General features: G+C 32.9%; 14 protein-coding genes. All 14 read left to right on the forward strand.

Annotated features, from left to right (window positions below; genetic code table 11):
- The first annotated feature begins 34 nt into the window (after positions 1-34).
- The 14 genes from EG814_RS02500 to EG814_RS02565 all read left to right on the forward strand — a co-directional run bounded on the left by EG814_RS02500 (position 35) and on the right by EG814_RS02565 (position 13,351).
- Positions 35-427: a hypothetical protein gene (locus EG814_RS02500; protein ID WP_125718567.1), complete on the forward strand. Its 393-nt coding sequence runs from the start codon at positions 35-37 to the stop codon at positions 425-427.
- A gap of 117 nt (positions 428-544) precedes the next feature.
- Complete coding sequence (atpB, locus tag EG814_RS02505) at positions 545-1,720, forward strand: F0F1 ATP synthase subunit A (protein WP_125718569.1); 1,176 nt, start codon at positions 545-547, stop codon at positions 1,718-1,720.
- A gap of 34 nt (positions 1,721-1,754) precedes the next feature.
- Complete coding sequence (atpE, locus tag EG814_RS02510) at positions 1,755-1,952, forward strand: ATP synthase F0 subunit C (RefSeq protein WP_008465835.1); 198 nt, start codon at positions 1,755-1,757, stop codon at positions 1,950-1,952.
- Positions 1,953-2,042: 90 nt separating this feature from the next.
- Complete coding sequence (locus EG814_RS02515) at positions 2,043-2,543, forward strand: F0F1 ATP synthase subunit B (RefSeq protein WP_125718571.1); 501 nt, start codon at positions 2,043-2,045, stop codon at positions 2,541-2,543.
- Between the two features lie 4 nt (positions 2,544-2,547).
- Positions 2,548-3,081 (forward strand): ATP synthase F1 subunit delta, encoded by a 534-nt coding sequence (gene atpH / locus EG814_RS02520; protein ID WP_125718573.1) that lies wholly within the window; start codon positions 2,548-2,550, stop codon positions 3,079-3,081.
- Positions 3,082-3,118: 37 nt separating this feature from the next.
- On the forward strand, positions 3,119-4,696 hold the full coding sequence (gene atpA / locus EG814_RS02525; RefSeq protein ID WP_125718575.1) for a F0F1 ATP synthase subunit alpha: 1,578 nt from the start codon (positions 3,119-3,121) through the stop codon (positions 4,694-4,696).
- 82 nt (positions 4,697-4,778) lie between these two features.
- Positions 4,779-5,639: an ATP synthase F1 subunit gamma gene (atpG, locus tag EG814_RS02530; protein ID WP_125718578.1), complete on the forward strand. Its 861-nt coding sequence runs from the start codon at positions 4,779-4,781 to the stop codon at positions 5,637-5,639.
- 729 nt (positions 5,640-6,368) lie between these two features.
- Complete coding sequence (locus EG814_RS02535; RefSeq protein ID WP_125719087.1) at positions 6,369-6,809, forward strand: GNAT family N-acetyltransferase; 441 nt, start codon at positions 6,369-6,371, stop codon at positions 6,807-6,809.
- A gap of 95 nt (positions 6,810-6,904) precedes the next feature.
- Positions 6,905-8,365 carry a lipopolysaccharide biosynthesis protein gene (locus EG814_RS02540; RefSeq protein WP_125718580.1) on the forward strand — a complete coding sequence of 487 codons (1,461 nt, stop codon included), beginning with the start codon at positions 6,905-6,907 and terminating at the stop codon, positions 8,363-8,365.
- 28 nt (positions 8,366-8,393) lie between these two features.
- Positions 8,394-8,828, forward strand: coding sequence for a dUTP diphosphatase (gene dut / locus EG814_RS02545; RefSeq protein WP_125718582.1), 435 nt, complete (start codon positions 8,394-8,396; stop codon positions 8,826-8,828).
- Between the two features lie 60 nt (positions 8,829-8,888).
- Positions 8,889-9,905 (forward strand): sugar phosphate nucleotidyltransferase, encoded by a 1,017-nt coding sequence (locus EG814_RS02550; protein ID WP_125718584.1) that lies wholly within the window; start codon positions 8,889-8,891, stop codon positions 9,903-9,905.
- A 29-nt stretch (positions 9,906-9,934) separates the two neighbouring features.
- A complete protein-coding gene (locus tag EG814_RS02555; RefSeq protein ID WP_125718586.1) occupies positions 9,935-11,284 on the forward strand; it encodes a tetratricopeptide repeat protein in 1,350 nt (449 codons plus the stop codon).
- A 13-nt stretch (positions 11,285-11,297) separates the two neighbouring features.
- Entirely contained in the window at positions 11,298-12,077 is a 780-nt protein-coding gene (locus EG814_RS02560; protein WP_125718588.1) for a DUF4292 domain-containing protein, read from the forward strand.
- 23 nt (positions 12,078-12,100) lie between these two features.
- A complete protein-coding gene (locus EG814_RS02565) occupies positions 12,101-13,351 on the forward strand; it encodes a murein hydrolase activator EnvC family protein (protein ID WP_125718590.1) in 1,251 nt (416 codons plus the stop codon).
- The last annotated feature ends 6 nt before the right edge of the window (positions 13,352-13,357 follow it).

Here is a 13,357-nt window from a genome sequence, read left to right on the forward strand (position 1 = left end):
TAAAAGTTGCATCTTTGCACTAAAATTATTTCAAATGCTTTTAAAAAATTACAAACCGTTTTTTTATTTGTTATGTCTTGCTTTAGGAACTTATATAGTACATAAAGCAATTTTTTTCTTTAGCGAAATTAATACCGAGGATTTTCATTACAGTTTAGAATTACTGTATTTATCTTTCTTCGCGATTTCATCTTTATTATACCTTATATTATTAATGGTAAAAAAGAAGAATTTTGAAATTGTCGGAATGGCGTTTCTATTCGGAACTTTTACCCAAATGTTATTAGCCTATTTAGCGCTGCAGCCAATCCTAAAAAACAAAACAGGAGAAACAGATGTTGAAAAATTTAGTTTTTTTATAACATTTGTGCTGTTTTTGTTATTTCAGACCCTTTTAACTGTCCGATTATTAAATGAAAAGCGTTAAAATAACAATTCTTTAAAACAAGGTTTAAAAATAATTTTTCATATCCTTTTGAATATTAATAAAAAATGTACCTTTGCACCAAATTTTAGAAACGTAAAAAATAAGATTTTCCACGATATGGTGATTTCAAACAAACCACTCCGCTTTATTCTTGCCGCTTTTGTAGCTTCTCTACCTATAATGGGTTTTGCAAATCCAGAGAATGACACGACGCATGTTCAAACTGAAACTGCTCACGAAGAGAAAGTAGTTTCACATAATGCTCACCAAGAAGGAGAGCATGTTGCTCTTGATCCAAAGGCAAAAGTGGATGCTTATATTGATCACCACTTACAAGATTCTCATGACTTCGTTTTCTTTTCAGATGAAAAAGAAAACAAGCACTATGGTTTTCCATTACCAGTTATTCTTATTGATGGAGGTTTAAAAGTTTTCTCTTCTTCAAAATTACACCACGGAGAAGAAGTTGCAGAAGTTGATGGTAGCTACTACAAATTAGTTCATGGTAAAATTTACAAAACAGATGCAGCCGGAACAATCAACTTTGATGAGCACGGTCATCCATCAAACGAAAAACCATTAGATTTTTCAATCACTAAAAATGTTGTTTCAATGCTTTTCGTATCAGTATTATTATTTATAATGTTTACTGGTTTAGCAAAATCATATAAAAAAGGACCAATCCCAACAGGATTTGGTAGAGTTTTAGAACCGCTTGTAATTTTCATCAGAGATGAAATCGCTGTTCCAAATATTGGAGAGAAAAAATACCGTAAATATATGGGTTACCTATTAACTGTGTTTTTCTTCGTTTGGGTTTTAAACTTATTAGGAATGACTCCGCTAGGAATCAACGTAACAGGAAACATCGCTATCACAGTTTGTTTAGCGGCCTTTACATTTATCATTACTCAATTTAGTGCAAACAAAGATTATTGGGGACACATCTTCTGGATGCCAGGAGTGCCAGTTCCAATGAAAATTATCTTAGCTCCAATTGAGGTTTTAGGAACATTAACAAAACCATTCGCATTATTAATTCGTTTGTACGCAAACATTACTGCAGGTCACGTAGTAATTATGAGTTTGATTGCAATGATTTTTGTTGGAAAAAATTTAGCAGCAGATTTACCAATCTCATTAGGATTAACTTTGTTTATCTCTGTTATTGAAGTTTTAGTTGCATTTTTACAAGCGTTTATCTTCACAATGTTATCATCATTGTTTATTGGTATGGCTGTTCAAGATCATGATCACGCTCACCACCACGAAGACGAAACTGCGATTATTTAATTTTAGAAGTTTAATTTTATATATATAAATACTTATGGGAACAATTCCAACTTTAGTAGGTGCTGGTTTAGTAGTAATCGGTGCAGGTTTAGGTTTAGGTAAAATCGGTGGATCTGCTATGGACGCTATTGCTCGTCAGCCAGAAGCTGCTGGTAAAATCCAAACTGCGATGATTATTATCGCTGCTTTATTAGAAGGTTTAGCATTCGCTGCTTTAATCTTAGGAAAATAATAAAGAAAAAAAATAACAGCATCTTTAACGGTTGGTTAAAGATGTTGTTACTTTAAAAAAGAAATTAAATATTTAATATAGTTATATAAAATGGATAAGTTAATTAACGATTTTTCATTCGGATTATTCTTCTGGCAAGCTTTAATCTTAGTAATACTAATTTTGCTTTTAGTAAAATTTGCTTGGAAACCAATAATGGAATCTATTACTGCAAGAGAAGAAGGTATTAAAAATGCATTGCTTTCTGCTGAAAACGCAAAGAGAGAAATGGAAAATTTACAAGCAGACAATCAAAGAATTTTGAATGAAGCTCGTGCTGAACGTGACGCGATGTTAAAAGAAGCTCGTGAAATGAAAGAGAAAATGATTGCTGATTCTAAAAACGAAGCACAAGAAGCAGGTCAAAAAATGATTGATCAAGCTAAAGCGGCTATCGAAAGCGAAAAAAATGCTGCAATGGCAGAATTGAAATCTCAAGTTTCTACACTATCATTAAGTATCGCTGAAAAATTATTGAAAGAAGAATTATCTAACAAAGAATCTCAAACTAAATTGGTTGAGAAAATGTTAGGTGACGTAAAGTTAAACTAAGATTATGGCAAGTACAAGAGCAGCAATTCGTTATGCAAAAGCAATTCTAGACTTAGCAAACTCTAAAGGTGTTGCCGAAGCTGTCAATAACGATATGAAATCAATTGCTTCTGCAATTGAAACAAATGAAGAATTGAGTACGTTTATTCAAAACCCAACTACTACGGTTGAAGTTAAAGAAGGTGCTCTTTTAGAAGTTTTCGCAAATGTAAATGGAGTGACAAAAGGATTATTCCGCTTATTATTCGAAAACAAAAGATTTGAAATTCTAGGTGCAATTGCATTAGAATACAATAAATTATTTGATGAAAATAATGGTGTTGAAGTAGCGAAAGTTACAACAGCGATCCCTATGGATGCTGCTTTAGAAGCTAAAGTTTTAGCAAAAGTGGCAACTTTATCAGATAAAAAAATTACGATTGAAAATATAGTAGATCCTTCAATTATTGGTGGATTTATTTTGAGAATAGGAGATAATCAATACAACGCTTCTGTTGCAAATAGATTACAAGTATTAAAAAGAGAGTTAAGTAATTAGTTTTATAACACAAAAAGTGTCTAAATTATAAATTAAGATGGCGGAAATCAAACCTGCTGAAATTTCAGCAATATTAAGAAAGCAAGTAGAAGGTTTTGAATCTGGTGCTACGCTAGAGGAAGTAGGAACAGTACTTCAAGTTGGAGACGGTATTGCTCGTGTTTACGGGCTGTCTAATGTACAATATGGAGAGTTAGTAGAATTTGATAACGGTATGGAAGGTATCGTATTGAATCTTGAAGAGGATAATGTTGGAGTTGTATTATTAGGACCATCAACTGGACTTAAAGAAGGATCTACTGCAAAAAGAACTCAACGTATTGCTTCTCTTAAAGTAGGTGAGCAAATGGTAGGACGTGTTGTTAACACACTTGGTTTTCCAATTGATGGAAAAGGGCCAATCGGTGGTGACTTATACGAAATGCCATTAGAAAGAAAAGCTCCTGGAGTTATCTTCCGTCAGCCAGTTACTGAGCCATTACAAACAGGAGTAAAAGCAGTAGATGCTATGATTCCAGTTGGTCGTGGACAACGTGAGCTTGTTATTGGTGACCGTCAAACAGGTAAATCAACTGTTTGTATCGATACAATCTTAAATCAAAAAGAATTTTACGATGCAGGAAAACCTGTATTCTGTATATATGTTGCAATCGGACAAAAAGCTTCGACTGTAGCAGGAATCGCAAAAATGTTAGAAGAAAAAGGTGCAATGGCATATACAGTTATCGTTGCTGCTAATGCTTCTGATCCAGCTCCAATGCAAGTTTACGCTCCTTTCGCAGGTGCTGCAATTGGAGAGTACTTCAGAGATTCTGGTCGTCCAGCTCTTATCGTTTATGATGATTTGTCTAAACAAGCTGTTGCTTACCGTGAGGTTTCTCTTTTATTAAGAAGACCACCGGGACGTGAGGCTTACCCTGGAGACGTTTTCTACTTACACTCTCGTTTATTAGAGCGTGCTTGTAAAGTAATCGCTGATGATGGTATCGCTAAAAACATGAACGATTTACCAGATTCTATTAAGTCAATCGTAAAAGGTGGTGGTTCTTTGACTGCATTACCAATTATCGAAACTCAAGCTGGTGACGTTTCTGCATATATCCCAACAAACGTAATCTCTATTACAGATGGTCAGATTTTCCTTGATGGAGATTTGTTCAACTCTGGGGTTCGTCCTGCAATCAACGTAGGTATTTCTGTATCTCGTGTTGGAGGTAATGCACAGATTAAATCTATGAAGAAAGTTTCTGGAACTTTAAAATTAGACCAAGCTCAATTCCGTGAATTAGAAGCTTTCGCTAAATTTGGTTCTGACTTAGATGCTGTTACATTAAACGTAATTGAAAAAGGAAAAAGAAACGTTGAAATCTTGAAACAAGGTTTAAATGATCCTTACCCAGTTGAAAACCAAGTAGCAATTATCTACGCAGGTTCTAAAAACTTATTAAGAAATGTGCCTGTTAATAAAGTAAAAGAATTCGAAGCAGATTTCTTAGCTTACTTAAACAGCAAACATAAAGATACACTTAATGCTTTGAAAGCTGGAAAATTAGATGACGCTATTACAGACGTTATCGAAAAGGCAGCAAAAGAAATCTCAGCAAAATATAACTAATATTTAGTTTATGGTTTTTAGTTTATTGTTTGTGGTTCGCCCAACAATAAACTAAAAACAACAAACAATAAACATAAAATTAATGGCAAATTTAAAGGAAATCCGTAATAGAATTACTTCCGTTTCATCGACGATGCAGATTACATCGGCTATGAAAATGGTTTCTGCTGCAAAGCTGAAGAAAGCACAAGATGCAATCACTGCAATGCGTCCTTATGCCGAGAAATTAACAGAGTTATTGCAAGATCTTTCAGCTACACTAGAAGGTGAAGTTGGGGGAGATTACACTACACAACGTGAAGTAAAAAAAGTATTGTTAGTTGCTGTAACTTCAAACAGAGGTTTATGTGGTGCTTTCAATTCGAATATTATTAAAGAGATTAAAAACCGTACAGAGTTTTACGCTGGAAAGCAAGTTGATGTTTTTGCTATTGGTAAAAAAGGAAATGATGCTTTGAGTAAAACACATAAAGTTCACGGTCATCACAATGCAATTTTCGATCATTTAACTTTTGAAAATGTTGCTGGAATTGCAGATAATTTGACTGAGAAATTTTTATCTGGAGAATACGACAGAATTGAATTAGTTTACAATCAGTTTAAAAATGCTGCAACTCAAATTGTTCAAGTAGAACAGTTCTTACCGTTAGCTCCAATTTCTACTGACAAAGCGGCTTCTACAGGAGATTATATTTTTGAGCCTGGAAAAGAAGAAATCGTATTGGCTTTAATTCCTAAGTCTTTAAAAACACAATTGTACAAAGGTATTCGTGATTCATTTGCTTCTGAGCATGGAGCACGTATGACAGCAATGCATAAAGCAACAGATAATGCTACTGAATTAAGAAACCAATTGAAATTAACTTATAACAAAGCTCGTCAGGCTGCAATTACAAGTGAAATTTTGGAAATTGTTGGTGGAGCAGAAGCTTTAAAAGGATAAAAATGTATTCCACAAATAAAAAAGAAAGCCAGCATACGCTGGCTTTTCTTTTTATTGGAAGTTTTATTCTTTTTTAAAATAATCTTATAAAATGGTGATTCTCAAATTATAATAAAGTTGAGAATCACTACCATTTTATAAAAATAGACAGATAACTCTGTGTGCTTTGTCTTTCATGGGAACAAACTAGCTTTATTAGTCCCAATGCTCTGTTTTTTTTAGGGTTACATTTCAGCAGAATCAATCCCTTTGCTTTGTCTTTTATGGGAACAAACAAGCTTTATCAGTCCCAGTGCTTAGTTTTTTTATAAGGGTTACATTTTAGCTAACTTCAATCCCTTTATGCTTTGTCTTTTATGGGAACAAACAAGCTTTATTAGTCCCAGTGCTTCCTTTTTTATAAGGGTTGTATTTAGCTTTCTCAATCCCTATGAAGCAAATTTAAGAAAGGTTTAACGAAAAAATCTTACACAATTTCCATGTAAGGTTTATATGATTCACATGTTTTGCGAAAATTATATAAATAGAATTGAAGTTTTTTGAGGAAAAAATATAAATAATTGATTTTTAGTAATATAACGATGAAGGTTTCTTATTATTGTATTAACATAAAAGAAAAAATATTTTTTATTTTATAAATTTAAAAGTAAAATAGCAAATATGGGTTTGTTTTCATTTTAGACATATTTCAACCTAAAATAAGTATTTTTGAAATATAATCTAGGTCAAATGAAACTACGTGAACTAACAACCGTTAAGGAGATGCTTAGTCAAATTGGTATAATACGTTTTCTTTATCCCAATTTGAGTGAAGAAAAATACGAATCTTATCTTTTAGAAATGGTTCCTCATAATTACACACAAATTGCCGTTTTTGATAACGATGTTTGTTTAGGAATTACTGGCTGCTGGTCTGCAACAAAATTATGGACAGGCAAATATCTAGAAATTGACAATTTTGTAGTAAATCCTGAATATCGATCTAAAGGAATTGGAAAAATGCTTACCGATTATGTAGAGAAAAAAGCGATGGAGCAGAATTGCAGCAGTATAGTTTTGGATGCGTTTACCGGAAATTTTGCGGCGCATCGATTTTATTATAATCAGGGCTATTCTCCAAAAGGATTTCATTTTGTCAAAATTTTAGATGAAAAGAAAATGACTGTTTAAAAACATTGTGAACTTTTCTTTATTGCACCAACAAAAGCACCATTAAACAAAAGAAATGGTTATTTTTGTCTTACAAACATTATTAGAATTATATTTTGGGATTATATAAAAATCTATTCAAGCAAACGGCAATTTACGGACTGGCAACAGTTTTACCGAGAATGTTGAGTTTTTTATTAGTGAGATTATATACGGGAATTTTGCCTACAGCAGAGTACGGTGAAGTTTCGATCGTATTATCCTGGATGGTTTTCTTTAACGTAGTTCTTTCTTATGGAATGGAAACTGCATTTTTTAGGTTTTACAGTGCAGAAGAAGATAAGAAAAATGTAATTGCAACTTCTACTATTTCAATATTTTGGACTTCAATTCTATTTCTTTTTGCAGGATTAATTTTTAGAAATACATTGGCAAACCTAGCCGAAGTCGATGTTCAGTATATCACTTATTCGGTATGGATTTTGGTTCTAGACGCATTGGTTTTAATTCCGTTTTCTAAACTAAGAGCCAACCAAAGACCAATTGTTTATGCAGCAATCAAGATTGGAAATGTTGTTATAAACTTGTTGTTGAATATATTTTTCTTGATGTATCTTCCAAAATTGGCTGCAGCAAATCCGAATTCTGTTTGGGATAATTTATATGTGCAAAATTTCCAAATTGCTTATATTTTCATAGCAAACCTTCTGGCAAGTTTGGCTACGTTTATTGTACTTTCTCCAAATTATCTTTCGCTTGGGCGAAAATTTGATCCGGTACTTTGGAAAAAAATGATGAAATACGGACTTCCAATTTTGGTTGCTGGATTGGCTTTTGCAGTAAACGAACATTTCGATAAAATTCTTTTAGGATATCTTCTTCCAGAAAATTTAGCAAAGTCTGAAGTTGGAGCTTATTCTGCCTGTTATAAACTTGGGCTTTTTATGGTTCTCTTTGCGACAGCTTTTAGATTAGGAATTGAGCCTTTCTTTTTTAGTCATGCTAAAAACGAAAATGCACCACAGACTTATGCAGTTATTACTAAATATTTTGTGATTTTAGGCTCATTGATTTTATTGGGAGTAATCGTTTTTGCAGATGTTTTAAAATATTTGTTACTAGACAATAAATCGTATTGGGAGGCAATGAAAGTTGTACCACTCATTATATTGGCGAATTTCTTTTTAGGTATTTATAATAATTTATCGGTTTGGTATAAACTGACTGATAAAACAAAAATTGGAGCATACATTTCTATTGTTGGAGCCATTGTTACCTTGATTTTAAATTATTTATTGATTCCGAAATATAGTTATTACGGATCAGCAATTGCCACAATTTCTGCTTACGGAAGTATGATGCTGATTTCTTATGTTTTGGGAAATAAATACTATCCCATTCCTTATGATATGAACAAGATTGGCGCTTATTTAGGCGTTTCAATATTATTCTCCATAATTTCATTCTACGGATTTAGAGAAAAATATTATGTTGGAATTCCGTTGCTTTTAGCTTTTATGTATCTCGTTTACCATTTTGAAAAAGATACTATAAAAGGAATACTGAAAAGAAAATAAGACGTTTTAAGAAAAATTATATTCAAAAATGAAAATTCAAATTATCAATAAATCACAGCACGATTTACCAAATTACGAAACGATTGCCTCTGCAGGAATGGATTTGCGTGCCAATATTTTAGAACCAATTACGTTAAAACCTTTAGAAAGAACTATTGTAAAAACAGGACTATTTATCGAGTTGCCAATTGGTTATGAAGCACAGGTAAGACCAAGAAGCGGTCTAGCAGCCAAAAAAGGCGTAACGGTTTTAAATTCTCCAGGAACTGTTGATGCAGATTATAGAGGAGAAATTGGAGTAATTTTAGTAAATTTATCTAATGACGATTTTATAATCGAAAATGGAGAAAGAATTGCGCAGCTAATTATCGCAAAACACGAAAGAGCGGAATGGATAGAAGTTGAAACACTTTCTGAAACATCAAGAGGTGAAGGTGGCTTTGGAAGCACTGGAGTAAAATAATAAATGAGAAAGACCAAACCCAATGAAGATTTTAAATCTTCCCATAAAATCAAATAAAGAATGAAAATAATTGTGCCAATGGCAGGCCGCGGATCAAGATTGAGGCCTCATACGTTAACCGTTCCAAAACCGTTAATTCCCGTTGCTGGAAAATCTATTGTACACCGCTTAGTGGAAGATATTGCCAAAATATTGAAAGAACCAATTGAAGAAGTTGCTTTTATTTTAGGAGACGAAGCTTTTTTTGGAGATGATGTTGTAGCAAGCTTAGAAGATTTGGCTAAAGGATTAGGAGCAAAAGCTTCAATCTATCGTCAAGATCAGCCTTTAGGAACAGGACACGCGATTATGTGCGCAAAAGATTCTCTTTCTGGACCAGCTGTAATTGCGTATGCCGATACATTGATTAGAGCCGATTTCGAATTAGATCCAGCTGCAGATGCTGTTATTTGGGTTAAACAAGTAGATCAGCCAGAAGCTTTTGGTGTGGTAAAACTAAATCAGAATAACGAGATTATCGAATTGGTTGAAAAACCAAAAGAATTCGTAAGTGATTTAGCCGTTATCGGAATTTACTATTTTAAAGAAGTTGGTGTTTTAAGAAACGAACTTCAGAATGTTTTGGATAATAATATCCAGAACGGAGGAGAATACCAAATCAACGACGGAATTAAAGCCATGATGGCAAACGGAAAAGTTTTTAAAACTGGAAGTGTTGACGAATGGATGGATTGTGGTAACAAAGATGTTACGGTTGAAACGAACACAAGAATGTTAGGTTTCTTGCATAATGATGGAGAACATTTAGTAGATTATGGCGTAACATTAGAAAATTCGACCATCATTCCTCCTTGTTATATTGGAGAAAATGTTGTTTTGAAAAATACAACTGTTGGCCCAAATGTATCTCTGGGAAAAGGATGTCAGGTAACAAACAGTACAATCAAAAATAGTTTGATTCAGACTCATTCTCAAATTAAAAATGCTGATCTTAATAACGCCATGATTGGAAATCATGTAAGTTACGATGGTAAATTTACAAGTATCAGTATTGGTGATTATGCTGTTTTAGAATAAAAATATTAAAGTTTCGTTTGTTTTAAATAATGAAAAAGAGAATCTTAACTATTTTATTTTTTGCTTTTTTTGGAAGCATATTTTCGGTTTTTGCTCAAACAGAACCCGAAGATATTGCTATGGCAACAGATGAATATCAAGATTCTTTTTATGAATCATTAAAACAAAAAGGAATTGAAAATTATGATAAAGCTATTGTATCATTGGAAAAATGCATAAAGCTGAAACCCAATGATGCAGTTGCTTATTTTGAATTAGGAAAGAACTATCTGGCGCTTAAACAATTTCAAAATGCGCAAGATGCCTTTGAAAAAGCCACACAATTGGATCCTAAAAACAAATGGTTTTGGCTCGGAATTTATGATGTAAGTTTCGAAACCAAAAATTATCCGCTTGCGATAGAAACTATTCAAAAAATAATTGTTTTTGACGAAGAATATAAAGACGATCTCATTTCGTTATACATGATTACCAATCAGTATGACAAGGCATTGACTGCCATTAATGAAATGAACGATAAGTTTGGAAAATCATCTGATCGAGAAATTTACAAACAGCAGATTTTATCTCAAGGAAAATATCAAAATGCTGAAATAGACAATTTGATTCAGCAGATTAAAAAAGATCCGAAAGAAGAATCGAATTATCTCAATCTTATTCTTTTGTATTCTAAGAATAATGAAAACGATAAATCATTGGAAGTAGCCAAACAATTGGCAAAAGAAATTCCAAATTCAGAATGGGGTCAGGTGAGTTTGTTTAAAACCTATTTAGATGCCAATCAGGCTGATAAAGCCATCAAATCGATGAACGTGATTTTAGCAAGTTCAAAAATCGATTCAAAAATCAAACACAGAACTTTGAATGAATTTTTGATTTATGTAAATAAAAATCCACAGTATTCTGCCGATTTAGAAAAAGCAATTTCGTATTTCGACAATGATCCAGATGTAGACGTAGCCAAAGAAATAGGAAAATTTTATCATAGCAAAGGACAATTTGAAAACGCTATTAAATATTATGAAAAAGATTTAAAAGCAAATTCAGATACTGATTTGGAGACCAATATGTTATTGTTAGAAGCCTATTCTGAAGCAAAACAATATGAGCCAATGACCAAAAGAGCGATGATGCTGATTGAAGTTTATCCGAGTCAGGCACAGTTTTATTACTATGCTGGTTTAGGGAGCAATCAGCTAAAACAATTTAAAAATGCAAAAACCGTCTTAGAGATGGGTCTTGATTATGTGGTCGATGACGTAAAATTAGAATCAAATTTTAATATTCAATTAGGAGAAGCATATAATGGATTAGGAGACGCAAAGAAAAAAGAGGAATACTTTTTGAAGGCAAATGAATTACTAAAGAAGAAAAAATAAAAAGAAAATTCAGATGAAAAAATATATATCAATACTAGTATTGTCTATTGCAGTAATTTCATGTAAATCGAAAGCAGTAGCGGTGCAAGGAAATACAAGCCAGACTGTAGCGCCAAAAGAAGACAAAAAAGTAATCGAAAAACATTATGATAATAAGTTAGATTTTTCGACACTTTACATAAAAGCAGGTGCAAAATATGTCGATGAAAAGCAAAGCCAAAATGTGACAGCAGAAATTAGAATTGAAAAAGACAAACAGATTTTAATAAGTGTGCGTTTCTTAGGAATTACAATGGCCAAAGCTTTAATAACTCCATCAAAAGTTAGTTATTACGAAAAAATAAACAGTACTTATTACGATGGAGATTTTACGAGTTTAAGCAAATGGCTGGGTACAGATTTAGATTATACAAAGGTTCAAAATTTATTAGTTGGAGAAGCTTTTGATGATTTAAGAAAGGGAAAATATACGCAGACTATTGTCGACAATCTATTTAGATTAGACGAAGAAAAAGATGCCAATTTGAAGAAAACCTTTTTCTTAGATGGAGAGAAATATTTAATTCAAAAAGAAGAGATTTCACAGCCTTCAGAAAACAGAACATTACAAATTGCCTATTCAGACAGCAAAGTTTTTGATCAAGGAACGCTTCCGACTAGTATTGAAATCAATGCAGTTCAGCCAAAAGGAAAAACTAGCATTAATTTGAATTATAATAATATTTCATTCAACGAAGAACTTTCTTTTCCTTATAGTGTCCCAAGCGGATATAAACAAGTTTTAATTAAGTAATTTTGCAAAAAGAAAATATAAACATGCCAAAATTTCTCCTAAGCCTAATTTTAATATGTGCCACTAGTTTTGTATGGGCGCAAGATTCGCAGCAAGAAAAACTGGAGCAGCGTAAAGCACAGATTCAGCAGGAAATCAGAGACAATGAAAAAATGCTTCAATCTGTTCGTAAAAAAGAGAAATCTGCTGTAAACGAATATTTGATTCAAGCCAACAAAATCAAGCTGAAAGAGAAATTAATTAATACTACTGCAAAACAAGAAAGACTGCTTAGCAATGACATGTATATTAATCAAGTTCAGGTAAATAAACTTAAAAAAGAATTAAAAGTTCTGAAAGAAGATTATGCCGAAATGATTCTTAAATCATATAAAAGCCGTTCTGAACAAAGTCGTGCCATGTTTATTTTGTCTTCTGAAAGTTTTCTTCAGGCTTATAAAAGAGCGCAATATTTGAAACAATACACCGCTTTTAGAAAAAATCAAGGTTTAGAAATTCAATCAAAAACGGCTCAGTTAGTAGATTTTAATGCAAAATTGGATAGTCAGCGACAAGTAAAAAAGAAGATTATAGTTGAAAATCAAAAAGAAAAAGTTACTCTAGAAGCTGAGAAAAAAGAACAGCAGAAATTAGTAAATGCTCTTAAAAAAGATAAAAACAAAATTGTTAAAGATATTCGATCCAAACAAAGCGAATCTAAAAGAATTGACAGACAGATTGACCGCTTAATTCGTGAAGCCATTGCAGAAGCGAATAGAAAAGCAGCAGCGGAAAGAGCAAAAGCAAATCCAGGAAGCGAAACAAAAGCGCCAGTCTCTTCTTCTAAAATTGCTTTAACTCCAGAAGACAAAGTTTTAGCAGCCGATTTTAAAGCCAACAGAGGAAGACTGCCTTGGCCGGTCGAAAAAGGTTTTATTTCACTAGGATATGGAGATCAGCCACACCCGCTGCATCCTTCAATTACAGTACATAATTCAGGTGTAGAGATTACTACTGAGGATGGTGCAAATGCAAGAGCAGTATTTGCTGGAGAAGTTTCTAAAGTAATTGTTTTGTCGCCAGTAAATAAAGCAGTGGTAATTCAGCATGGAGATTACTTTACGGTTTACCAAAACTTGAGTTCGGTTTCTGTAAGTCAGGGAGATAAAGTATCGATTAAACAAAGTATAGGTAGAGTAAGAACAAGTGGTGATACAGGAAAAACAATCATCAAATTCTTAATTCTTCAAAATACGTCAAATAATAATCCGGAGGGATGGCTGCAAAGCAGATAAAATAGA

It is taken from the genome of Flavobacterium ustbae (genome assembly GCF_003946915.1).
GTDB classification, from domain to species: domain Bacteria; phylum Bacteroidota; class Bacteroidia; order Flavobacteriales; family Flavobacteriaceae; genus Flavobacterium; species Flavobacterium ustbae.

Coding starts and splice junctions, on each gene's coding strand:
- EG814_RS02500 (WP_125718567.1), top strand. CDS start 35: ATGCTTTTAAAAAATTACAAACCGTTTTTTTATTTGTTATGTCTTGCT.
- atpB (WP_125718569.1), top strand. CDS start 545: ATGGTGATTTCAAACAAACCACTCCGCTTTATTCTTGCCGCTTTTGTA.
- atpE (WP_008465835.1), top strand. CDS start 1,755: ATGGGAACAATTCCAACTTTAGTAGGTGCTGGTTTAGTAGTAATCGGT.
- EG814_RS02515 (WP_125718571.1), top strand. CDS start 2,043: ATGGATAAGTTAATTAACGATTTTTCATTCGGATTATTCTTCTGGCAA.
- atpH (WP_125718573.1), top strand. CDS start 2,548: ATGGCAAGTACAAGAGCAGCAATTCGTTATGCAAAAGCAATTCTAGAC.
- atpA (WP_125718575.1), top strand. CDS start 3,119: ATGGCGGAAATCAAACCTGCTGAAATTTCAGCAATATTAAGAAAGCAA.
- atpG (WP_125718578.1), top strand. CDS start 4,779: ATGGCAAATTTAAAGGAAATCCGTAATAGAATTACTTCCGTTTCATCG.
- EG814_RS02535 (WP_125719087.1), top strand. CDS start 6,369: ATGAAACTACGTGAACTAACAACCGTTAAGGAGATGCTTAGTCAAATT.
- dut (WP_125718582.1), top strand. CDS start 8,394: ATGAAAATTCAAATTATCAATAAATCACAGCACGATTTACCAAATTAC.
- EG814_RS02550 (WP_125718584.1), top strand. CDS start 8,889: ATGAAAATAATTGTGCCAATGGCAGGCCGCGGATCAAGATTGAGGCCT.
- EG814_RS02555 (WP_125718586.1), top strand. CDS start 9,935: ATGAAAAAGAGAATCTTAACTATTTTATTTTTTGCTTTTTTTGGAAGC.
- EG814_RS02560 (WP_125718588.1), top strand. CDS start 11,298: ATGAAAAAATATATATCAATACTAGTATTGTCTATTGCAGTAATTTCA.
- EG814_RS02565 (WP_125718590.1), top strand. CDS start 12,101: ATGCCAAAATTTCTCCTAAGCCTAATTTTAATATGTGCCACTAGTTTT.